Annotated in this window: 14 protein-coding genes; 10 read left to right on the top strand and 4 right to left on the bottom strand. The window is 70.0% G+C overall.

All coding sequences use genetic code 11. The features are described 5' to 3' along the window. From J2S22_RS12885 to J2S22_RS12895, 3 genes are all read left to right on the top strand, one after another. Positions 1–993 carry a Bug family tripartite tricarboxylate transporter substrate binding protein gene (locus tag J2S22_RS12885; protein ID WP_272779122.1) on the top strand — a complete coding sequence of 331 codons (993 nt, stop codon included), beginning with the start codon at positions 1–3 and terminating at the stop codon, positions 991–993. Positions 994–2,095: 1,102 nt separating this feature from the next. Continuing rightward, positions 2,096–3,412 carry an MFS transporter gene (locus J2S22_RS12890; RefSeq protein ID WP_272779121.1) on the top strand — a complete coding sequence of 439 codons (1,317 nt, stop codon included), beginning with the start codon at positions 2,096–2,098 and terminating at the stop codon, positions 3,410–3,412. A gap of 178 nt (positions 3,413–3,590) precedes the next feature. After that, a complete protein-coding gene (locus J2S22_RS12895) occupies positions 3,591–4,553 on the top strand; it encodes a 2-hydroxyacid dehydrogenase (RefSeq protein ID WP_272779120.1) in 963 nt (320 codons plus the stop codon). Between the two features lie 162 nt (positions 4,554–4,715). On the opposite strand, the gene J2S22_RS12900 is transcribed toward J2S22_RS12895, so the two are convergent. The 3 genes from J2S22_RS12900 to thrS form a co-directional block, all read right to left on the bottom strand. After that, positions 4,716–4,916 (bottom strand): hypothetical protein, encoded by a 201-nt coding sequence (locus J2S22_RS12900; RefSeq protein ID WP_272779119.1) that lies wholly within the window; start codon positions 4,914–4,916, stop codon positions 4,716–4,718. 17 nt (positions 4,917–4,933) lie between these two features. After that, positions 4,934–7,174: a YadA family autotransporter adhesin gene (locus J2S22_RS12905; protein ID WP_272779118.1), complete on the bottom strand. Its 2,241-nt coding sequence runs from the start codon at positions 7,172–7,174 to the stop codon at positions 4,934–4,936. A gap of 361 nt (positions 7,175–7,535) precedes the next feature. Further along, entirely contained in the window at positions 7,536–9,524 is a 1,989-nt protein-coding gene (gene thrS / locus J2S22_RS12910; protein WP_272779117.1) for a threonine--tRNA ligase, read from the bottom strand. A 745-nt stretch (positions 9,525–10,269) separates the two neighbouring features. On the opposite strand from thrS, the gene J2S22_RS12915 reads away from it, so the two are divergent. From J2S22_RS12915 to J2S22_RS12945, 7 genes are all read left to right on the top strand, one after another. After that, positions 10,270–11,445, top strand: a complete 1,176-nt coding sequence (locus J2S22_RS12915; RefSeq protein WP_272779116.1) for a TAXI family TRAP transporter solute-binding subunit — start codon at positions 10,270–10,272, stop codon at positions 11,443–11,445. Between the two features lie 54 nt (positions 11,446–11,499). Continuing rightward, positions 11,500–12,582, top strand: coding sequence for a hypothetical protein (locus J2S22_RS12920; protein WP_272779115.1), 1,083 nt, complete (start codon positions 11,500–11,502; stop codon positions 12,580–12,582). Between the two features lie 889 nt (positions 12,583–13,471). Further along, complete coding sequence (locus tag J2S22_RS12925; protein WP_272840732.1) at positions 13,472–14,728, top strand: TAXI family TRAP transporter solute-binding subunit; 1,257 nt, start codon at positions 13,472–13,474, stop codon at positions 14,726–14,728. Between the two features lie 45 nt (positions 14,729–14,773). Further along, positions 14,774–16,540 carry a hypothetical protein gene (locus J2S22_RS12930; protein ID WP_272779113.1) on the top strand — a complete coding sequence of 589 codons (1,767 nt, stop codon included), beginning with the start codon at positions 14,774–14,776 and terminating at the stop codon, positions 16,538–16,540. A gap of 933 nt (positions 16,541–17,473) precedes the next feature. Then, positions 17,474–18,712, top strand: a complete 1,239-nt coding sequence (locus J2S22_RS12935; RefSeq protein WP_272779112.1) for a hypothetical protein — start codon at positions 17,474–17,476, stop codon at positions 18,710–18,712. A gap of 756 nt (positions 18,713–19,468) precedes the next feature. Continuing rightward, positions 19,469–20,737 carry a TAXI family TRAP transporter solute-binding subunit gene (locus J2S22_RS12940; RefSeq protein ID WP_272779111.1) on the top strand — a complete coding sequence of 423 codons (1,269 nt, stop codon included), beginning with the start codon at positions 19,469–19,471 and terminating at the stop codon, positions 20,735–20,737. Between the two features lie 42 nt (positions 20,738–20,779). After that, complete coding sequence (locus J2S22_RS12945) at positions 20,780–21,943, top strand: hypothetical protein (RefSeq protein WP_272779110.1); 1,164 nt, start codon at positions 20,780–20,782, stop codon at positions 21,941–21,943. Here the strand turns inward: J2S22_RS12945 and yidD are convergent. After that, positions 21,874–22,305, bottom strand: coding sequence for a membrane protein insertion efficiency factor YidD (yidD, locus tag J2S22_RS12950; protein ID WP_272779109.1), 432 nt, complete (start codon positions 22,303–22,305; stop codon positions 21,874–21,876). The genes J2S22_RS12945 and yidD overlap by 70 nt on opposite strands. Positions 22,306–22,418 lie beyond the last annotated feature (113 nt).

Genomic DNA, 22,418 nt, shown 5'->3' on the forward strand with positions numbered 1-22,418 from the left:
ATGAGACTGAGCACGACGTCTGCAGCGGCGCGGTTCTTCCTGCTGGCGGTACCGCTGCTTCTCGGCGCCCTCACGCTGCCGGCGCGTGCACAGGAGTATCCGACTCACGCCATCAGGATCATCGTGCCCTACGCGCCCGGGGGGCAGGGCGACATCACCGCACGCCTGGTGGCGGAGGGTCTGCGCACGCGACTTCCGCAGACCGTCGTCGTCGAGAACCGGCCGGGCGCCAACGGCACCATCGGCACCGCGCAGGTCGCGCAGGCGGCCCCCGACGGCCATACGCTGCTGCTGGTGGTGGCTTCGCACGTGCTGACCAAGGCGCTGATGCCGAACGTCACCTTCGATCCGGTCAAGAGCTTCGTTCCGATCACCATGACGGCGCGCACGCCGGTGGTGATGGTCGTGTCCCCGACGCTGCCGGTGAAGACGCTCGCCGAGTTCGTCGCCTATGCTCGATCGAAGCCGGGCGAACTGGTCTACGCGTCGGCCGGCTCCGGAAGCAATGTTCACGTGTTCGCACAGTGGTTCAATCAGCTGGCCAAGCTGAACATGATCCATGTGCCCTACAAGGGCAGCGCCGCAGCCCATTCCGATCTGATCGCGGGCCGCGCCCACATGGTCTTCGACACGCTCCCGTCCGTGCAGGGGCACGTCGCCCAGGGCAACCTCAAGCTCGTCGCTGTCGGTGGGACCACGCGCCTGCCGCAATATCCGGACGTTCCGACCATCGCCGAATCCGGCTATCCGGAGTTCGAGGCGGCATCGTGGGGCGTCGTGCTCGCACCCGCCGGAACGCCGAAGCCGATCGTCGACAAGCTCAATCGCGAGATCGTCGCGGTCCTCCGGTCGCCGGAGGTCAAGGAGCGCTTCGCGTCCTTCGGGTCCGAGGTGGTCGCGAACTCTCCGGCGGAGATGCTGACCATCCTGCAGGCGGAGGAGAGGCGGGCCAGCGCCCTCGTGCGCGAGCTCGGCATCGAGATCGGCCAGTAAGCCGCCGAACGCGGCGCTGCTGATCCCGCTCACGGTCGCCGACGAGCCGCCGCCATCGGTGCTTTCGCAGACGAACCGGGCGCGCGCGCCGCTCGGCAGCGCCGCCATGGAGAGCACGGCGACGGAGGCGAGCAGCACCAGACGGTGCTGGGGCCGCCGCCCGCGTCCGCTCCGGCCCGCGGTGCCGGCCGGCGTCTCCTGCATCCCGCGCGTCATGACGGCATCCCCGCGTACCCCGTGTGCGGAGTCAACCTTTCGGCTCGGGGTCGGGACGGCAATTGTGGAAATTTGGGCGGAATATTCCGACGGCCGCGCCGGCACGCCAGCATCGCGCGGACGCTAAACCGTTCATGGACGGCCGGCTTCCGGCTGTCGCGCGACACCGGTGTGTCGTCGGCCCGGGCGGCTGCACCACGCGATCGAACGCGCGGCGTTGCCCTGCCGCAACACGGCAACACGCCCCTTGGGTCTCCGAGATTGCCGCCGTCGAGCATGAGAGCGATGAAGTCGCTGCTCCCGGACCATAAAAAGTCGGGCAGGTCGCGCCGCATCTCAGCGAGCATGTACGGGGAGTCGGCAGTCTCTCGCGAATGCGAGCCGCGTCCAGCCGTTGCGCGGCCCGCCTCAACACCGGCTTGAAGCCGCGGATGCCGAGTCGAGTAACGGCTTCTCACCTTGATCACCACGCGGCGTGATCTGCCGCGTATCGAACGTCAGGAGGCCCAGGATGTGTCTATCGAAGATCGAGTGTGTCTGTCGAGGACCGAGAGTGTCTGTCGAAGATAGAGTGTGTCTGTCGGCCGATTGAATGCCTCTGTGCTCGGACCACAACTCCGGGTACCATAATCAAACCGGATAGGCTTCTGAAATATACTTATGCTTCCGGGTCCCATAACAAAACTGGATAGGCCTCCAAATATTTCATATAGGGGAATCCCGGCTGACTCACCTATTGTTTTTCTGCACGGCGGTAAGGGATGCGATCATTCCGCATTCAACCAAACAGCGATACCCCCGAGCTGTGCAATTACCGCTATCGGTCGTGCAATTGTGCCGTGTGTCGCGGTTGCAGCCACGCCGGCAGGTAAAACGGGGGAGAGTCATGTCTGGCGACGAAGAGACGTCCGTCATCGAAAGAGAAGCGATGCGGAAGATTCGATGGAGAATCTTTCCGTTCATGACGATCGGGATGGCAACCTGCTTCCTTGATCGCGTCAATATCGGGTTCGCCGCCCTGCAAATGAACGCGGATATAGGCTTGACGCCCACGGCGTTCGGGTTTGCCGCAGGGGTTTTCTTCTTCGGCTATTTCTTTTTCGAAGTTCCCAGTAATCTGGCGCTCGCCAAATACGGTCCGCGACTTTGGCTGTTTCGCATCATGCTGACCTGGGGCCTGGTCTGCATGGCGACCGCCTGGGTGACCACGCCGTTCCAGCTCTATATCGTTCGTTTCCTGTTGGGCGTCGCCGAAGCGGGCTTTTTCCCGGGACTGGTCTATTACGTCACGCTCTGGTTCCGCGGGCGCGAGCATGCCCGGGCTGTCTCCTTCATCGTGTTGGGATCCTATTCGGCTGCGATGCTGGCCGGCCCGTTGTCGGGTTGGCTGATGCAGTTTACGCCTTTTGGTTTCAAGGGCTGGCAATGGCTGTTCCTCGTCGAAGGAGCGATACCATTCCTATTCAGCTTCGTGCTGCTCGCCCTCTGGACCGACCGGCCCGAGAAAGCCAAATGGCTCACGCCCGAGGAGCGCGACTGGGTCGTGAAGAGTATCGCGGCCGAAGAGGCAACCCGGGATACGCCCCGGAAGATCACGTTGCGGGAGGCCCTGACTCGTCCGGGCACGCTCGTGCTGACGCTGGTCTACTTCCTGTGGGCCGTCGGACAACTGGGCCTGCTGTTCTGGATGCCGCAACTCGTCAAGAACGTCGGCACCGGCCTCTCGTCCCTGCAGATCGGCTTCGTCACCGTGCTTCCCACGCTGTGCATGACGGTGGCGATGCTGCTGTGGGCCAGGCATTCGGACAAGACAGGGGAACGGCATTGGCACATCGTCGTGGCTGCCCTGGTCGGAGCGGCGGGCCTCTATCTCGTTCCGTTCTGTGACAGCCTCATAACGGCGGTGGGGGCGATGTCCCTGGCCGCGATCGGCCTTGGCGGCTGCCAGGCGACCTTCTGGACCGCCAGCACGGAGTTGCTCGGCCCGAAGGAGAAGGCGGCCGGACTGGCCCTGATCAATTCCGGCTCGGCGTTGGGTGGGTTCGTGGGCCCGTATGTCGCCGGTATCGCCCGCGATCTGAGTGGCAACTATTGGATCGCCATGATGATCCTGGCGACCGCGCCGGTACTGATGGCGGTCCTGATCCACGGGTTCTACTCGATGAAGCAGTCGGCACCCGCGCAGGTTTCGAAATCTACCTGATGGGAGCGATATCGACCCGGCGCGCAGCTCGGCTGCGCGCCGGGGGCACGCGTCTATCATCTCGGCACACCGGTCGAGGTGTGAGACGTCAGCGCCGACAATCGAACCGTATTGGTCACCCAGATCACGCCGTACCGCATCGACCGGTGAGGCGATTGGGCAATCGTGGGAGAAATGTATGAATCCGGATGTTCCAAAGCCCAGTGTTCTCGCGCTCGGCGCATTTCCTCCGGGGATGCTGACGACCATGGGCGAGCAGTTCACGCTTCATTACTTCACGGACTTTCCGTTGCCGCACGACGCGTTGCTGCCCGAGGTGGCGGCTGGCATTCGCGGCCTTGCCACCGAAGCCAATCGGGGCGCTCCTCGTGATCTGATCGATCGCCTTCCGAATCTCGAGATCATTTCCACGTTCGGAGTCGGCGTCGACGCTGTCGATATTCCAGCCGCACGCGCGCGGGGCATCGCGCTCACCAACACGCCGGGCGTCATCGCCGATGACGTCGCCGATCTCGCGATCGGATTGATGATCGCGGCGGCGCGCGAGATCGTCGCCGCCGACAGCTATGCTCGCGAGGGACGCTGGACCGCCAAGACGAGTTACGGACTGGCCCGTAGCGTCACCGGAAAACGTCTCGGTATCATCGGCCTGGGCGCCATCGGCAACGCCGTCGCCGAGCGCGCCTGCGGTTTCCGGATGAAGATCGCCTATTCGGACGTCGAACCGAAATCATCCGTGCCGTACTCCTATGTCGCCGATCCTGTCGAGCTTGCCCGTAACAGCGACTTTTTGGTCGTCGCCTGTTTCGGCGGCCCGTCGACACGTCATCTGGTGTCTGCCGAGGTCATTGAGGCCTTGGGCGCGAAGGGCACGCTGATCAACATCGCGCGCGGAAGCATCGTCGACGAGGGGGCGATGATAGACGCGCTGAAATCCGGCCGTCTCGGAGCCGCGGGGCTCGACGTGTTCGAGAACGAACCCGATATTCCAGCCGAGCTTCTCGCGATGCCGAATGTCGTCCTGCAACCACACGTCGGTACGGCCACGACGGAGACGCGCGAGTTGATGGGCCGGATGGTGATCGACAACCTGGCCGCCAAGTTCGCGGGGAAGCCTTTGCCAAACGAGTTGTCGGCCTAGAGCATGGTCGTTTCGAGCCGAAGCGTATTCAGCGTTGGCCCCAGTCGACAGCCCGATGATCTCTCGCGGCTGTAGAATGAGAAACCGCCGCGCGATGGGCTCGCGCGGCGGTTCCGGAGGTGTCTGGTCGTCTGTCCGATCGCGGACGCCGCCGCGCCTGGTTCAGTCGGCATCGAGATCGGCCAGTAAGCCGCCGAACGCGGCGCTGCTGATCCCGCTCACGGTCGCCGAATTGCCGCAGGCGATCGAGTTCGTCGCGGTCGCCGACGAGCCGCCGCCGTCGGTGCTTTCGCAGACGAACCGGGCGCGCGCGCCGCTCGGCAGCGCCGCCATGGAGAGCACGGCCACCGAGGCGAGCAGCACCAGACGGTGCTGGGGCCTCACCAGAACAGGGCGACGCCGCCGCGGGCGCCGACCACGCCGGTCTCGAATCCGAGCCCGACGGACCCGCTCGCCTGGACCTGATAGGTCCGGGTGTCGTGCAGGACGCCGGTGATGCCGAAGCCCGCGGCGCCGCGGCCGTCATAGGCCGCGACATTGCCGAATACGCCCACCCGGCGGCCGTTCGGCACGGCGGGGACGCCGCCCGCCGCCATGGCGACCGCGACCCCGTCCTTCAGGCGGCTGGTGTCCTCCTGCAGGCCCGCCACCTGTGTCTGCAGACTCGTGATGCTCGATCCGAACCCGGCCGCGACGCTCTGGAGCTGGCCGACATTGACGGCATCGGTCGTGTTGACGCCGGCCGCCACGTTGGTGACCCGCCGCTCGCTGCCGCTGGCGCCGACCGACACGGTGTTGCTCTCGCTCGCGACCGAGCCGGCCCCGATCGCGACGCTGTTCGCCGCCGTGACGGTGGCGCCGTTGCCGACGGCGACGCCGTTCGCCACCGTGGCCGACGCATTCGGTCCGACCGCGGTGCTGTTCGACCCGGTCGCGACCGCATAGTCGCCAAATGCGGCGCCGCCGTTGCCGGCGGAGGCGGCGGCGCCGACCGCGACCGAGCCGGTGGCGACCGCGCCGGTGCCGATCGCGATGGCGTTGACCCCGGTGGCCTGCGCGCCGGTGCCTTGCGCCATCGCGTTGGCCGCGGTCGCCTGGGCCCCGGACCCGACCGCCACCGCTCCGTCGGCGCTCGCCAGCGCGGTGGTGCCTTGCGCGATGGCGTTCGTCGCGGTCGCCTGGCTGCCGTTGCCGATCGCCACGGCGTTGGTTCCGGTCGCGTAGGCGGCAGCGCCGGCACCCGTTGCGGCATTGCCGCCGATCGCGATGGCGTTCGCTCCCTGCGCCTGCGCATTGGCGCCGATCGCGGTGGCATAGGTGCGGCCGCTGGCGGTCGTGCCAGCGAGCGCGCCGGCGCCGAGCGCCAGCGTGCCTTCGTTGCCGAACGTGCCGCCGGCATTTGCCAACGCCCCGAAGGCGGCGGAGATCCGGCCCGACGCGGTTCCCCCGGCGCCGATCGCGGCGGCGGAGTCGCCGGTCACGCTCAGGCCGTTGCCGATCGCGATCGCATTGGGGGCGTCGACATAGTTGTCCGAGCCGATCACCGAGGCGCCGGCCGCGGTGGTCGTCACGGCGACCGTGTTGTTCGAGCCGATCACCTGGATCTTGCCGACGCCGCCCATGCCGGAGACGTTGACGTTGTTGTTGCCGCCGTAGACGAAGCTCGCATTGGCGTTGACCGTGTTGAGATTGCCGATGGCGAAGCTGCCGGTGCCGGCGACCCGAAGCCCGACGCCGATCGCCCCGCTTTCGGTTCCGGTCACGGTGTTGAAGCTGCCCAGCGCGATGCTGCCCCTGCTGTTGGCGTCGACCTTGCTGCCGTTGCCGATCGCGATCGCGTTGTTCGAGGTCGCGTCGACGAAGGCCGCGCTGCCTGCACCGCTGCCGGCGCCGATCGCGATCGAGCTCGTCGCGTTGGCCTGCGCGCCGGCCCCCAGCGCCGTGGCGGACGCGGCGTTGGCGAGGGCCGACCAACCGACCGCCGTCGCGTTGGCCTGGCCCGCGGCGCCGGTGCCGGCCTGCGCGCCCATGCCGATCGCCGTCGTGTTGTCGTTGGTGAAGTCATTGTTGCCCGAGAGGTCGTAGCCGGCGAACGAGTTGTATCCGAACGCGCTGCTGTTGTTCCCGGCGGCGTGGCCATCCTTGCCGACCACGGTGCTGCCGAATCCCGACGCGTTCGCCCCGAAGCCCACCGCTGTCGAGGCGAAATTTGAGGCGCTCGAGCCGGCGCCGGCCGCGGTGCTCTCACCCTGCGAGGCGGTGCTGCCGACGCCGAGCGCCGTGGCGCCACCGCCCGACGCCGTGCTCGCTTGGCCGATCGCCGTGGTGTTGACGTTGGTCGCGCTCGCGCCCGCGCCGACCGCGGTCGTGGTGTTCCCGGTGGCGCTCGCACCGATGCCGTAAGCCGTGCTGCTGGTACCGGTGGCGACCGAGCCGGTGCCGCAGGCGAGTTGGGCCGAGCCCGCGTTCTGCAGGCAGTCCGCCGTCGTGCCGGTGCCGCCGACCGTCTGGGCGAAGGAGACCGTCGATACGGCGAACTCACCGGCGAGGGCGCAGCTCAGCGCGAGGGCCGTCTCGACCACCCGGCCGCCCGCCCGCCGCATCCGTGCCCGTGCCGTCATCATCGCCCCCGCCGTTGCTCACGCTCGGACCGAGTCCGGAACGCGCTAGGCCGGGGCTATAGTAGCGAAGTCGGATGCTGGCGTGTGTTGCGGCGGGGAGACAACCGCCTGGAAATCGCGATTGAGCGGTCGCGAGCCTCCATCGTTAGTGGTAAAATGATCCACTGAGGCGGCTGATCAGAACTCGCCGCCCAGCCCGAAATAGCCGGTATGCCCGGTGCCGCTGCCTTAGCGGGCATACCGGCGGGCGCGGCACCGTTTGATGAAGGCCGTCTGCTGCCGCCGAGCGGGTGCTCGCCGCGACCGAACCGCGCGGGTGGAGCCGGCGATGCAATCGCCGGCCCGCTCGCCGGTGCCCGGATCACTCCGCCGCGACGACCGGCGTCTCGGCTTTCAGCCGCTTGAGATCGGGCGGTACCGCCTCGTCGACGAGTGCGGCGAGCGCCTGGTCGAGCGGCACCACGGTCGACTTGTCGGAGCCGAGCCGGCGGATCGACACGGTGCGCTCCGCCGCCTCCTTCTTGCCGACCACCAGCAGCACCGGGACCTTGGCGAGCGAGTGCTCGCGGACCTTGTAGTTGATCTTCTCGTTGCGCAGGTCGATGCCGACCCGCAGGCCCAGGCGGCGCGCCGCCGCGACCGCCTCCCTGGCGTAGTCGTCGCCGTCCGAGGTGATGGTCGCCACCACGGCCTGCACGGGCGCGAGCCACAGCGGGAAGTGGCCGGCGTGGTGCTCGATCAGGATGCCGAGGAAGCGCTCCATCGAGCCGCAGATCGCCCGGTGCACCATCACGGGGGTCTTCTTCTGCCCGTCGGCGTCGATGTAGAAGGCGCCGAACCGCTCCGGCAGGTTGAAGTCCACCTGGGTGGTGCCGCACTGCCAGTCGCGGCCGATGGCGTCGCGCAGCACGTACTCGAACTTGGGCCCGTAGAACGCGCCTTCGCCGGGATTGACCGCGGTCTTGATCTTGCCGCCCGACTGCGCGGCGATCTGCTCCAGCACGCGGCCCATCACCTCTTCGGCGTGATCCCACGAGGCGTCGGAGCCGACCCGCTTCTCCGGCCGGGTCGAGAGCTTGACGGTGAGGTCGCCCGAGAAGCCGAAGTCCTCGTAGGTGCTGAGGATCAGGTCGTTGATCTTCAGGCACTCCTCGGCGAGCTGGTCCTCGTTGCAGAAGATGTGCGCGTCATCCTGGGTGAAGCCGCGCACCCGCATCAGGCCGTGCATGGCGCCGGACGGCTCGTAGCGGTGCACCAGGCCGAACTCGGCGAGGCGGATCGGCAGGTCGCGATAGCTCTTCAGCCCGTGCTTGAAGATCAGCACGTGGCCCGGGCAGTTCATCGGCTTGATGGCGAACCAGCGCTTGTCCTCGGCCTCGTCGCCCGCCGACTGTGCCGCGAACATGTTCTCCCGGTACCACTCCCAGTGGCCGGAGGTCTCCCACAGGACCTTGTCGAGCATCTGCGGCGCGTTGACCTCGTCGTAGTCGCCGGCGAGGCGGCGGCGCATGTAGGCGACGACCGACTGGAACATCGACCAGCCCTTGGCGTGCCAGAACACGACGCCCGGGCCTTCCTCCTGGAAGTGGAAGAGATCGAGCTCGCGGCCGAGCTTGCGGTGGTCGCGCTTCTCCGCCTCCTCGATCTGCTTGAGATAGGCGTCGAGGTCCTCCTGCCTGGCCCAGGCGGTGCCGTAGATGCGGGTCAGCATCGGGTTGTTGGAGTCGCCGCGCCAGTAGGCGCCCGCGACCTTCATCAGCTTGAACGCGGTGCCGATCTTGCCGGTGGAGGTCATGTGCGGGCCGCGGCACAGGTCGAACCAGTCGCCCTGCTTGTAGATCTTGATGGTCTGATCCTCGGGGATCGCGTCGACCAGCTCGACCTTGAAGTTCTCCCCCTTGTCCCGGAAGACCTGCTTGGCCTCGTCGCGCGACCACACCTCCTTGGTGAACGGCCGGTCGCGCGCGATGATCTCCTTCATCTTCTTCTCGATCGCGGCGAAGTCGTCCGGGGTGAACGGCTCGTTGCGGAAGAAGTCGTAGTAGAAGCCGTTCTGGATCACCGGGCCGATGGTCACCTGGGTCCCGGGCCACAGGCTCTGCACGGCCTCGGCCATCACGTGGGCGGCGTCGTGGCGGATCAGCTCGAGGGCGCGCGGGTCGTCGCGCGACACGAACTCGATTTTCGCATCGTGCTCGATCGGGTCGGCGAGGTCGGCGAGCACGCCGTCGAGCGCCATCGCGACGGTGCGCTTGGCGAGCGAGGGCGAGATGCCTTTGGCGATGTCGAGGCCGGTGATGCCGGTGGGGTACTCCCGACGCGCGCCGTCGGGGAAGGTCAGGGCGACCATGCAAGACTCCTGTTGCTCACTCGCTGCCTACGAACGCAGGTAAGCGGATTTCTTCGATGCCAGCGGCATATAGCAGGGCAGGGCCGAAGCGCAAGGCGGGCCTGCCGCGGCCCGGCGGCATGGCTGCGGCGGCCGTCCGCCCGCCCGCGGGGGCGCCGTCCGCGGTGGCCGGGGTTCGACTTTCGTATAGCCTATCGAGCCGCCGGACGGCCGACTCCCGTCGGCTATATCGAGTATCTTGCGTGTATCATGAAAGTGGATGGAACCGCGGGATGTCCTCGAATCCGAGGTCCGTCGTGTGATGTCGTGCGATCGCGGTGAGTTCGGTATAAGTGTAGGAAATGTCATATATAAATTATCAGGGGTCGGGCCCGAGTCTTTGTTCAAAAGTCCCAACAAAAGATAAAACATAAAGATCGTGCCGGCCTTTTCCATGGCGAGGGGCGAGCCGGGGCCGGCGCCGCTGTCGATTCGTTAGCCTTGATGGCAAAGTTGCCAAATCCGCGTGTAAAGGTATATTCGACAACCGATGGATTAGCGCGCAGATTATAGCCCACGAAGCGCCGCCAGGGCGACGACCGACGGCGTGTGCCGTCGAGAAACGACAAGCGCCAGAGCTGGATTGCGGGCCGCTGTTTGTGTGTCGGGCTCGCGGCACGGGAACGATTTCATGACTCGACGGGATTTCTTGCCTCGGACGGCTCGACGGCTTCGCGGCGGGCGTCACTGGACCGGCCTGCGGCGCATGGCCGTGGCCGCGGCGGCGATCGTCGCGGCGGCCGCATGCGTCACGGCGCTCGGCACCGCGCCGTCGGCCGCGCAGTCGCGGCCGGGCTACGACACGGGCCGCCCCGAGCAGCCGACCCACGCGACGCGGCGTGGGCCCTCCGAGGCGGCGCTCGGCTCGATCGGCGACCGGGTGAACGCCAACACGGTCACCATCGTCTCCGGCAACATCAACGGCACCTACCTGACCATCGCCTACGATCTCTCCGCCGTGCTGGACGACGGCGACTCCTTCCGGGTGCTGCCGGTGATCGGCAAGGGCGGCGGACAGAACATCCGCGACGTGCGCTTCCTGCGGGGCGTCGACCTCGGCATCACCCAGTCGAACCTGCTGCGCTACTTCCAGCGCACCAACGAGGTCGGCCGCATCGACGACAAGCTCGCCTACGTCGCCCGGTTGTTCAACGAGGAGATGCATCTCGTGGTGCGGGCGGACTCGGGCGTCCACACGATCGCCGATCTGGCCGGCCAGAAGGTGAACTTCAGCGACGCCGGCAGCGGCACCCAGCTCACCACCCGCGACGTGTTCACCCGGCTCGAAATCGCCCCGGTCGAGGTCAACATGGGCCAGGCGGACGCGTTCGAGAAGCTGCAGTCGGGCGAGATCGCCGCCACCGTGCTGATCGCCGGCAAGCCGGCGGCGGCGATGCGCAAGCTCGGCGCCACCTTCCGGATGCTGCCGATCGCCTTCGCCAGGCCGCTGCAGGGCGACTACCTGCCGGCGCGTCTGACCAGCGAGGACTACCCGGGCGTGATCCCGCCCGGCGAGGCGGTCGACACGATTGCGGTCGGGACCGTGCTGTTCGCCTACAACTGGCCCCGCAACACCGACCGCTACCGCCGCATCGCCGCCTTCGTCGACCGGTTCTTCCCGCGGCTCGCCGAGTTCCAGAAGCCGCCGCGCCATCCGAAATGGCGCGAGACCAATCTCAACGCGACGGTGCCGGGCTGGATCCGCTTTCCGGCCGCACAGGAGTGGCTGGAGCGCAACGTCGCCGCCGACACCACCCGCGAGCAGTTCGAGCGCTTCCTCGCGGCGCGCGGCCCGGTGGCCGGCGACATCGACTCGCCGGCCGAGCGCGAGCGGCTGTTCCAGAACTTCCTTCAGTGGAACCAGTCGCGCGAGCGCCGCTGACATGAGCGCCCGCGCGACCCGATCGCCCTGCACGAGGAACGGGGAGGAGTACCGATGAGTACCCCGATCGACGACGATTTCGACCCGCGCATCCGCTACGCACCGCCCTGGGTGCGCGATCCCGACGCACAGGCGCCGTCCGGCCGGCTGCCGGAGAACGGCCCGGACGACCGGCGTCGCGATCCGCGTCTCGACGCCGAAGCCGGTCCGGTCCGCGCGCCCGATCCGGCGCCGGCCGTGCTGTCGTTCACCGCGGCCCCGAGCATGGCACCCACCGCCATCGAGCGCGACGCGCCGGTGCGGCGGGGCGCTTCGGGGCGCGCCGGCGACGGCGCATCGCGCGAGCGGCCGGCGCGGTCGACGCGCGACCCGCAGCGGAGCGTGCCGGAGCCGCCCCGGACCGGAAGCCGGGTCTCGGCCCGGGGGGCGACCCGGGCCGCGACGCCGTCGGCGTCACGGCGGATGCGCCCGGTGCTGATGAGCGTCGCCGCCGCCGCCGTCACGGCAGCGGCGGTGTCGGCGCTGCTGACCGGTCCGGCCGTCCCGCCGCCGGGTGCCGAGCGGGCCGCGGCGCCCGGTCAGCCCGTCGCCAAGACCGACCGCTCGCGGCTCGGCGATCCGCGCGACGGTGCCGATCCGGCCCGGCCGGACGAGCCCGTGCGGGCGGCCGAGCCGGCGCGGCCGGCCGAGCCGGTCCGCTCCGCCGCGCCGGAGCGCCGCCAGGGCGACGAGGCGGTCGTGCAGGCGGCGGTTGGATCGGTCGCGGCGGTCTTGCCGGCGCCGACCGCGCCGCCCGCACCGGTGGCCCCGGCGGTCGCCGTGCCGTCCCGGCCGGCAGCGCCGAGCCTCGTGCTGCCGCCGGGCGAGATGCTGGTGCTGATCAAGCGCGGCCAGGACGCCATCGAGGCCGGCGACATCGCCGGCGCCCGGCTGCTGCTGACCCGCGCCGCCGAGGCCGGGAACGCGCACGCGGCGCTGCTGCTCGGCACCACCTACGATCCGGCGGCGCTGCGCGAGCGCAAGGTGCTCGGCCTCGCCGGCGATCCGCAGCAGGCCCGGTTCTGGTACGAGCGTGCCGCCGACCTCGGCTCCACCGACGCCGGGCGAAGGCTGGACGATCTGGCGCGCGGCCGCTGAGCGCCGCGTCGCCGCGGCGTCGTCGCCGCGGTGGCGGCCGTGGACGTGACCGACCGGCCGTGAGTCCGGTCGGTCGTCGCGCTGCGGGGCGCGGGTCGCGCCGCGGCTCACGTCAGATCGCGGTCCTCGCCCCATCGCGAAGACTACGGACCGCGGCTCGTGCGCGCGCCGCCTCGGGCGGTTCGGCATGGCCGGTCGACGGGCCGGCGACGGTGCCGGTGAATCGCGGTCAACCGCGCGGCAGCAAATAACAATCGGCGCAAGTCGAAATCGAAAAGAGCGGCCGTGTTTGCTCGGTCGCGACAAGCATTCGAGGCCTCGTGATCCGCAACATGCAGGGAGGCGAGGCACTTCGGGTTAAGAATTCGTTAGTGCGATCACAAAGTGGCCAAATTGCAGAGTCACGGTTTTGCTCGGGGACAGGGGGAGCTCGACCGGACAGCACGGTTCAAACATCACAATCGAAATCCTCGACCGGATCCGCCGGACGCATCGTCGATCGACGTCGTGATCGACATCGTCGGCCGGGATCGCGATCGAGACGGTCGCTCCGGCGACGTCCTGCCCATGGCGTGGTCGACGTCTCGACCGTCGTCGTGCCGGCGTGACGGTGTCGCGGCGAGCCGCATGCGTCGTCGGCCGCGAGGCCGCGGCGCGCACGGAACGGCGCGCGCTCCGGCGCGCGGCGCGGATGCCTGCGAGTCGCGTGTGCGAGTCTTGTGTCAGTCGGCGCGAGTGAGTGCGTGTGAGAGTGCGTCAGTGCGTGAGTACGTGAGCACGAGTGCGTGAGTGTGAGTGCGTGAGTGCGTGAGTTTGTGAGTTCGTGAGTTCGTGAGCGTGAGTGTGTGAGCGTGGAGAAGTTCGGCATCCGGAGCACGGGGAACGCTTCATGGATGAAGGCCTGCAGCGGGCGTGCTGGTGGCATGCCTGTTCTCGCGTCCTGACGGCAGCGGCGGCCGCTGCGGCCTTCTTCGCCATGATCGGTCTCGGGCTCGCAACCGTGCCCTCCGCCGCCGCGCAGGCGTCGCCGCCGCGCGCGGCGGCGGAGGTCTCCCAGGCGGTCGGAAGCGCCGGGCGGCCGCGTTCGGCGCCGCGCCGGTCGACCGGCGAGCCGGCGCTCGGGCCGCTCGCCGAGCAGGCCAATGCCGACACGCTGACGATCGTCGCCGACGGTGTGGAGACGACGGCGCTCGCCGCCGCCGCCGATGTCGCCGCGGTGATCGACGGCGGCGAGGGCCTGCGGGTTCTGCCGATCGCCGGCCGCGGCGGCGGCCAGGCGATCCGCGACGTGCGCCTGCTGAAGGGCGTCGATCTCGGCATCGCGCCGGCCACGGCGCTCGGCCTGCTGCAGCGGTCGAACGCGATCGGCCGGATCGACGACAAGATCAGCGTCGTCACCAAGCTGTTCAACGAAGAGATCCACGTCGTGGTGCGGACGGATTCGCCGGCCGGCACGGTCGCGGATCTGGCCGGCAAGCCGGTGGCGCTCGGCGAGACGGGCTCCGCCACCGCGCTGACGGCGGGCGACGTCTTCGACAAGCTCGGCGTCGCGGTGGACGGCGTCAACCTGCCGGGCGCCGACGCGCTGGAGAAGCTGCGCGCCGGCGAGATCGCCGCCGCCGTGCTGGTGTCGGGCAAGCCGGCCGCCGCGATGGCGCGGCTTCCGGCCGGGACGTTCCGGCTGCTGCCGCTCGACTACGCCAAGCCGCTGCAGGCCGACTATCTCCCGGCGAGGCTGACGGCCGACGACTATCCGGGCCTCGTCGCGCCGGACGCCGCGGTCGCCACCGTGGCGGTCGGCACCGTGCTGTTCGCGCCGACCTGGCCGAAGGGATCGGAGCGCTACAAGCGCATCGAGCGCTTCGTCGGAGCCCTGTTCCCGAAGCTCGCCGAGCTGCAGAAGCGGCCGCGCCATCCCAAGTGGCTGGAGACGAGCCTCGCCGCGACGGTGCCGGGCTGGTCGCGCTTTCCGGCCGCCGAGGAGTGGCTGCGCCGGAACGCGCCGCCGACGCAGATCTCGCGCGAGCAGTTCGAGAGGTTCCTGGCGAGCCGCCGCGTCGCGGCGGACGACGCCGCGACGACGGTCGACCGCGAAAAGCTGTTTCAGGAGTTCTTGCGCTGGAACGAGACGCGTGAGCGCCGCTGACCGCCGGCGTCCGGTGTTCCGCGCCCGTCGGGTGGAGGAGTTGTCATGAGTGCCCCGATCGACGACCAAGGCTTCAGCGACGCCTTGCGCTATGCGCCGCCCTGGGCCCGTCGGATCGCCCCCGAGACGGCCGACGCGGACCTGCGCACCGCGACGCCGGAGCCGGCCGTCGACGCGACCGGGGCGGGCTTCGACCTCGCCGACGACCTCGCAGCGGACGACACCGCCCCCGACGATCCGGCGCGCGACGACCCGGGACAGGCCGGCGTCCCGCACGACGACGACCCGGGTGCGGACCTCGCGCGCCCCGACTTCGCACAGGCCGACTTCGCACACGACGACTTCGGACGCCCCGAGGTCCCGCCTTCGCCCGTCGCGCCGGGTGGCGCCGGCCCCGAGGTCATTCTCGGCGTGCGGTTCGGCGACACGCCGACGCTGCCGCAGGATCTCGACGAGCTCGCCGCCGCGCGCAGGCGCGCCCGACGGGCGGCCGCGGGGAACCGCGGCGTCGAGGCTGGGCGCGAGGCGGGGCAGGGGACGGCGCCGGTCGATCGCGCCGCCGAATCCATGCCGGCCCCGGAGGCCGCGGGCGCCGACGCGGTGCCGCTGCCGCGCGCGCCGGCCCTGGCCGAGCCGCCGCGCCAGGAGGAGCAGCGCCCACCCGCCGTCTGGCTGGTCGCCGAGACCGCGCCGATCCGCACCGAGCCGCCGCGGCAGGAGCCGCCGCCGGTGGTCGAGTCGCCCGCCACGGTGCCGTCGCCCGGTGATCCCGGCGGCTTCGGCTGGCTCAGGCCGCGGCCGTTCGAGGGCGACGTGGCGGTGCGCGAGATGTCCCGGCGCCTGGCGCTCGATCCGCACGGCGTGCCCGAGCCGCCGCGCCCCGACCGGCTGCGGGTGCCGTGGCGGGGCGCCGCCGCGCTCGCCGCCCTGGCCGGAGTCTCGGCCGCCGTGGCGCTCGCCCTGGTGACGGTGCTGTTCCCCGGGCCCGTGCCGGCCGGGCGGGACCAGGCGCGCGGACCGGCGCTCGCCAGCACCAAGACGGACCGCGCCCTGATGGCCGGCCTGGAGCGGGCCGCGCCGGTGCGGCTGGTGCTGGTCGAGCTGCGTCGCGCGGCGCGCGGCGAGGAGGTGCCGCTCGGCATCACCCTGACCCGCGGCCTCGGCGAAGGCACGCTGGTGCTGACCGGCCTGGTGCCGGGCAGCCGCCTGACCGTCGGCATGCCGGCGGGGCCGGAGAGCTGGCGGGTGCCGCTCGCCGAGCTCGGCCGCGCCGCCGTGGTGCCGCCCGCGGACTTCGTCGGTGCCCTGGAGCTCGGGCTCGAGCTGCGTCTCGCCGACGACACGGTCGCCGATCGCGGCACCATGCGGATCGAGTGGAACGGTGCGGTGATCATGGCGCTCGGCGCCGAGGGGACGGCAGCCCGGGCCGCCCCGGCCGCGCTGCGCGGCACGACCGCGGCCCGGCCCGGCGCGGCCCGGCCGGACCCGGCGCCTGCCGTGGCCCCGGCGGTACCGGTCCCGGCGGTCGACCCGGAGGAGATCGCCATCCTCATCGACCGGGGCAAGACGTTCCTGGCCCGCGGCGACCTCGCCGCCGCCCGGCTGCTTCTGCGCCGTGCCGCCGAAGCCGGCGACGCCGCCGCGGCACTGCTGCTCGGCTCGACCTTCGACCCGGCCGCGCTGAAGCAGCTCGAGGTGCTGGGCGCGGTCGGCGACGCCGCCCAGGCGCGGATCTGGTACCGGCGGGCGGCCGAGCTCGGCTCGGCCGACGCCGCCCGCAAGCTCGGAGCGCTCGGCGATCGGGCGCCCTGACCGGCGGACCGGGCGAGCTTTTGCAGGTTTTCCGGGGCGCGCCGCAGGATGCGGTGCGATCGGGAATGCTTTCGGATGCAAGGGGTGAGAATTTTGCTGCGTTCACAGTTCGCCAGATTTGAGCCGTATTTTCTACATCTGGCGGCCGCAAGTTTCTTGGTTTGGCCCGATCCGTATCTCCGACCGTCGGGCGGTAACCAATCATAAAGGTTTTCGACGAAACAGAAAAGCTATCCAGTTCAACGACTTATCTCGATAAATTCCAGGAGTTCGAAGCCGGCCGCCCGTCGGGGCCGGGGACACCCGCCATGGGGTTCGGCGGGTGCGAGCCGTCGCGAGTCGGCTAAGCCGATAGGGCCAAAATAATGATCTTTGCTTAACCGAGGTGTTTATTTTGTTGCGAGGTATGATATTATGTGTAAGGTTTCGGTGTTCAGTGGGAATTGCGTAGCCATGGACTGCTGTGGTCGCGATCCGGTCCGCTCCCCTCGTCGTTGATGCGGGAGCGCGGATGGAGTCGGTAGGACACATGTGCATGCGCCGGCGGTGGCCTGGCGCAGTGCGGAGCTTGGCGGCGGTAGCGACCGGCCGCCCGGCGGTCCGCATCGAAGGCCCCGCGGCGGCGCAGTCGCACCGCGGACCCGTGTCCGGCCCCCACGGCAGGGGCGCGCCCGACCTCGTCGCAAATTCCGATTCCGTCGCCGATTCCGATCTCGTCTCCGATCCCGCGCCCGCCGCCGATCGCCGCGGCCGTCGTCGGCGTCTCGACCGGATCGTCGCGGCGCGCGACGCGGTCGCGTCGCGTGATCCGGCGTCGCCCGGGCGCCGGCGGGCCGAGATCGACCGGGCGATTCACGACCTCGTGCCGTGGAACTGGACGGCGATGCGCGCACGCCGGTGAGGAGGGCGAGCCCGATGGATGGGGGGACGACCGTGACGACACCGATGGACGACGATCACGATCCGCGCACCAAGTATGCGCCGCGCTGGGCACGGCCGATCGTCGACGAGGCCGACATGGAGCCGGAGCCCGAGGCGCCCGACATTCCCGACTACATTCTGCGGTCGCGCCTGCGGGTGGACGATGCGCCGCCCTCCGCGCCGGTGGCGCCCGGCGCCCGGCCGGTGCGCGGCGCCGAGCCCGCCGACGAGTGGCCCCGCCGGGGCGGGCGGCCGTTCGAGGGCGACGTCGCCATCCGCGAGCTCAACGAGCGGCTGGCCCTGCATCCCGACATCGTGCCGGAGCCGCGGCGTGCTCCGCGCCGGCGCTGGGGCCGGACCATCGGCCGGGCCGCCCTGACGCTGACCGGCGCGGTCGGCCTCGCCGCCGGCCTGATGGTGTTCGGAATGCCGCTGCTCGACCGCGAGATGTCGGGCGGGGTGCGGACCGCCTTCCGGCCGGCCTCGCCGCGCCCGGCCGCCGAGCCGGCGGCACCGGCGGTCCCGGCTCGCCTGTCGATCGGCGCGGGTCGCTTCGCCGCCGCCAACGAGATCGTCCCGCTCCCGGTCTCGCCGTCGTATCCGATCGATGGCCACCTGGCGGTGGGCGGGCTTCCGGCCGGCGCCCGGCTCACCACGGGCGCCCCGCTGGCGCCGAACGGCTGGCTGGTGCCGATCGCGCTTCTGCCCCAGACCTCGATCGTCCCGCCGCCCGATTTCGTCGGGCCGATCAACCTGGTGATGGAGCTGCGCCGCCCCGACGACACGGTGCTGGACCGCGGCACGCTGCAGATCGCCTGGGGCCACACCGCCGCGCCGGCGGCACCGCCGGTCCAGGCGTCGGCCGCCACGCCGGCCGCGGCCTCGGCCGTCCCGTCGTCGCCCGCCACGGAGAGCGTGGCCGCGACCACACCGGCGACGCCGGCCGCCGGGCCGGTCAGGCGGCTCGATCCCGAGGAGACCGCCGCGTTGATCAAGCGTGGCCAGGAGCTGCTCGCCAGCGGCGACCTCGCTTCGGCGCGGTTGATGCTCCGGCGTGCCGCCGAGGGCGGCAGCGCGGCGGCGGCCCTGCTGCTCGGCAGCACCTACGACCCGGCGACCTTCCGGCAGCTGGTCGTGATCGGCGAGACGCCGGACCAGGCGCAGGCTCACTTCTGGTATCAGCGCGCCGCCGAGCTCGGCTCGACCGACGCCGCCCGCCGGCTCGACTTGCTCGCCCGCGGCGTCCGCTGATCACACGGCCCGGAGGCCGGCGCCGGCTGCCGGCCCGACCTCCGGCGGATCGTGGTCGGATCGACCGCGGCATTGTCTGCGCTGCATCGGCACCGTCCCGAGGATTTCCGCCCGCGTTCTCCCGCCGGAAGCCGCCGCGCCGGTCATGTCCTTCCGCGTCTCCCCGCCCATCCCGGGCTCCTGGTCCGTGCCGGGCTCCGGACCCGCACCGGGCTCCTGGCTCGTACCGATCGGCGCGTGCGTCGGCGCCCGCCGGCGACCGTGGGCATGCCCGCGGCGTCGGGGCGGGACGCGGCGGCGACGAGGTGGTTATTCGGGCTGGGCCCAAAAGCCGGCCCTGCTCGGGAGCCACGCGACGGTCCGGTTATTGCCACACTGTCGGTGGAGCGAAATAGGGTGAACCTTTTTCAGGTTGTGATCGCGCCGGACCGATAAGGGCGCGGGCGCGTGACGCTCGCTCGTCAATTCTTCTCGTCATCTTTTGCTGTCGATAAAAACAAACTAATGTCAGGTACATGTGTAGATATTGTGCGGATAAATTAGCATTTAATCACGTTCGTTATTGCAGGTTGTGCGGTGGTGCAAGAGTCCGAAAATGTAACACGAGCGGGCTAGTCGCAGCCATGTTTACGATAAATTGCATAGCTGTCCAATCAATGATGAATCTTTCTTGTTGCATGGTATGAAAACGGTAGGTTAGCAGTGAATACTCTTTGGAAGTCTCGGTAGGGTCGGGTATGGCGTTGCGTCGGCCGGTTGTCGGCCACGATCCGGTTCGCGCCCACGAGAGAAGACGCGGGAGCGAGGATGGATCGGTTCGGTGGAGAGTGCGGGCGGCGTGAGCGGCCCGGTATCGCACGTCGCATGATCGGGGTCGCGACCGCGGCCGTCGCGCTGGCGGCCTGGTTCGGCCAACCCGCGGCGGCGCAGCCGCGCCATGGCGCCGAGGACAAGGCGCCGCTCGTGCTCACGCAGGCGCAGTCGCGTGTGTCCGGGCTGCCGGCCGGCTACGGCGAGCGCATGAACAACAACACGCTCACGGTCATGACGAGCGCGCCCGGCGGCGGCTGGCTGCTGCTCGGCCACGATATCGCGACGGTGCTGGACGACGGCGAGGAGATGCGCATCCTGCCCCTGGTCGGGCGGGGCGGCGGTCAGAATGTCCGCGACGTGCGCTTCCTGAAAGGGGTCGATCTCGGCATCGTGCAGCTCAACGTGCTGACCGAGATGCAGCGCACCAACGAGATCGGCCGGCTCGACGACAAGATTTCCTACATCGCCAAGCTGTCCAACGACGAGATGCATGTCGTCGTCCGGGCGGACTCGGGCATCAACTCGCTCGCCGACCTGAACGGCAAGCGAGTGAACGTCCACAACGCCGGCAGCGGCACGGCGATGCTGGCGCCGAGCGTGTTCGCCAAGCTCGGGGTGCAGCCGATCCTGACCAACATGCCGCAGGCCGACGCGCTCCTGAAGATGAAGTCGGGCGAGATCGCCGCGACGATCCTGATCTCGGGCAAGCCGCTGTCGCCGTATCAGCGGCTCGCAGCCGGGTCGGGATATCGTCTTCTCCCGATTCCCTACAGCCGGCAGCTGCACAGCGAGTTTCTGCCCGCGACGCTGTCGTCCGCGGATTACCCGAACCTCATCGCCGCGGGGCAGGAGGTGGAGACGATCGCGGTCAGCACCCTGCTGATCGCCTACAACTGGCCGAAGAACACCGATCGCTATCGCCGCATCGCCAACTTCGTGCACCGTTTCTTCGAGCACATCGAACAGTTTCAGAAGCCGCCGCGCCATCCGAAGTGGCGGGAGATCAATCTGCACGCCTCGGTGCCCGGCTGGCACCGGTTCCCGGCCGCCGAGGAGTGGCTGCAGCACAACTCGCAGGCGCGCGAGATCAGACAGCAGTTCGATCGCTTCCTCCTGGCGCGGGACGGCAACGCGCGTCCGCAGAGCCATGCCGAGGTCGAGCAGATGTTCCGTGAATTCATGCAGTGGAAGGACACCCGTCCGCGCCGCTGAGCATCGCGTGCGGCTCGGATGACGACTGGAAGGGGGTGGAGCGTGACGGCATCGATCGACGACAGCGACCCGCGTGTATCCTACCCACCGCCATGGGGACGGCCGGTCGGCGAGGAGCCCTACGCCGAGGCGCCCTACGCCGAGGCGCATGACGATGCCGCCGACCTGTCCGACCTCGGGCAGCGCGTGCGCAGCCGCACCGACGCGGCGCCGGTCGCCGGGCCGGCGCGTGCGTCCGCCGCACCGGAACGGGCGCGCCGGGGGGCCCGGCCGTACGATGGCGACGTCGCCATCCGCGAGCTCGAGGAGCGGCTGAGCCTCGATCCAGACCTCGTCCCCGAACCGCGGCGGGCGCCGCGGTCCGGCGTGTGGCGGACCATCGGCCGGGTCGCGCTGGTGCTGAGTGGCGCGGCAGCGCTGGCGGGCGGAGCCGTGGTGTTCGGCCTCCCGGCGCTGGAGCGTGCCGGCTCGGGGACGTCGCAGCAGGCCGCGCCGGTGAGCATGACGCTCGGCAGTGGCCGGGTCGCCGGCATCGACGAGCCGATTCCGCTAGCGGTCGGGCTGTCGCGTCCGGTCGATGGCCATCTGGCGATCGGCGGCCTTCCGTTCGGCATGCGGCTCACCACGGGCAGGCCGCTGGCGCCGGACGGCTGGCTGGTGCCGGTTTCCCTGATCGGGCAGACATCGGTCGTTCCGCCGCGCGGCTTCTCGGGACGTGCCAACCTGGTCGTCGAGCTGCGCCGGCCCGACGACGCGGTGCTGGCTCGGGCCAACCTGCAGCTCGGCTGGTCGGAGCCGGCGCCGCCCCCGCGGCCGGTGCAGAACGCCCCGGCCGGCGCGGTGACGCCGTCCGCGACGAGCGTGCCGCCGGCGTTCACGGCCCGGCCGATGCGGCCCGGCCCGGCCGCCACCGCGGCCCCGCCGATCGACCCCAACGAAGCCGCAGCCATGATCAAGCGGGCCGAGGATCTCGTCAGCCGCGGCGATCTCGCCTCGGCCCGGCTGCTGCTGCGGCGTTCCGCGTCCGGCAACGGGCACGCGGCGCTGCTGCTGGGGATGACCTACGATCCCGACACCTTCTCGCAACTCTCCGTCATCGGCGAGGTGCCGGACCCGGAGAAGGCCCAGTTCTGGTATCAGCGCGCCGCCGAGCTCGGCTCGTCGGACGCCGCCCGCAAGCTGGAGGCGCTGGCGCGCGGCCGCTGAGCATCGTCGCATGCGCAAGCCGCCGGCGCGGTCCGCACCGGCGGCTCGGCGAGCGTGCCGCGCCAGCGGCCGTAACGCCAGGGCAGCCACCAGCGGGCGCCCGCCGGCAGCTCGGCCGGCACGAAGTCGAGCCCCCGGGTGCCGAACGGGTGGCAGCGGCAGAACCGCGCCAGCGTCATCCAGCCGCCGGCCCACAGGCCGAACCGGTCGATCGCCTCGTCCCCGTAGACCGAGCAGGTCGGCAGGTGCCGGCACTGCGTCCCCACGAACGGCGACAGCGTGAGCTGATACGCCCGGATCAGGCCGCGGGCGGCGATCCGCGGCAGCCGGGACACGAGGTCGGCGGTCGGGTGGTGTGGCATCGTCCTTGCAACATAGATCGCCGCGGTCGCGGGGCAAGGGGAATGCCGCGAAGCACTCGTTCAGGTCAGGAAAGTATTTTTGTACCTGCAGGGCAGCATCCCGCCTTCGCAGT

This window comes from Rhodoplanes tepidamans (assembly GCF_030813915.1).
In the GTDB taxonomy this organism is placed as follows: domain Bacteria; phylum Pseudomonadota; class Alphaproteobacteria; order Rhizobiales; family Xanthobacteraceae; genus Rhodoplanes; species Rhodoplanes tepidamans.

Coding starts and splice junctions, on each gene's coding strand:
- J2S22_RS12925 (WP_272840732.1), top strand. CDS start 13,472: ATGGATGAAGGCCTGCAGCGGGCGTGCTGGTGGCATGCCTGTTCTCGC.
- J2S22_RS12905 (WP_272779118.1), bottom strand. CDS start 7,174: ATGACGGCACGGGCACGGATGCGGCGGGCGGGCGGCCGGGTGGTCGAG.
- J2S22_RS12915 (WP_272779116.1), top strand. CDS start 10,270: ATGGCCGTGGCCGCGGCGGCGATCGTCGCGGCGGCCGCATGCGTCACG.
- yidD (WP_272779109.1), bottom strand. CDS start 22,305: ATGCCACACCACCCGACCGCCGACCTCGTGTCCCGGCTGCCGCGGATC.
- J2S22_RS12885 (WP_272779122.1), top strand. CDS start 1: ATGAGACTGAGCACGACGTCTGCAGCGGCGCGGTTCTTCCTGCTGGCG.
- thrS (WP_272779117.1), bottom strand. CDS start 9,524: ATGGTCGCCCTGACCTTCCCCGACGGCGCGCGTCGGGAGTACCCCACC.
- J2S22_RS12930 (WP_272779113.1), top strand. CDS start 14,774: ATGAGTGCCCCGATCGACGACCAAGGCTTCAGCGACGCCTTGCGCTAT.
- J2S22_RS12890 (WP_272779121.1), top strand. CDS start 2,096: ATGTCTGGCGACGAAGAGACGTCCGTCATCGAAAGAGAAGCGATGCGG.
- J2S22_RS12895 (WP_272779120.1), top strand. CDS start 3,591: ATGAATCCGGATGTTCCAAAGCCCAGTGTTCTCGCGCTCGGCGCATTT.
- J2S22_RS12920 (WP_272779115.1), top strand. CDS start 11,500: ATGAGTACCCCGATCGACGACGATTTCGACCCGCGCATCCGCTACGCA.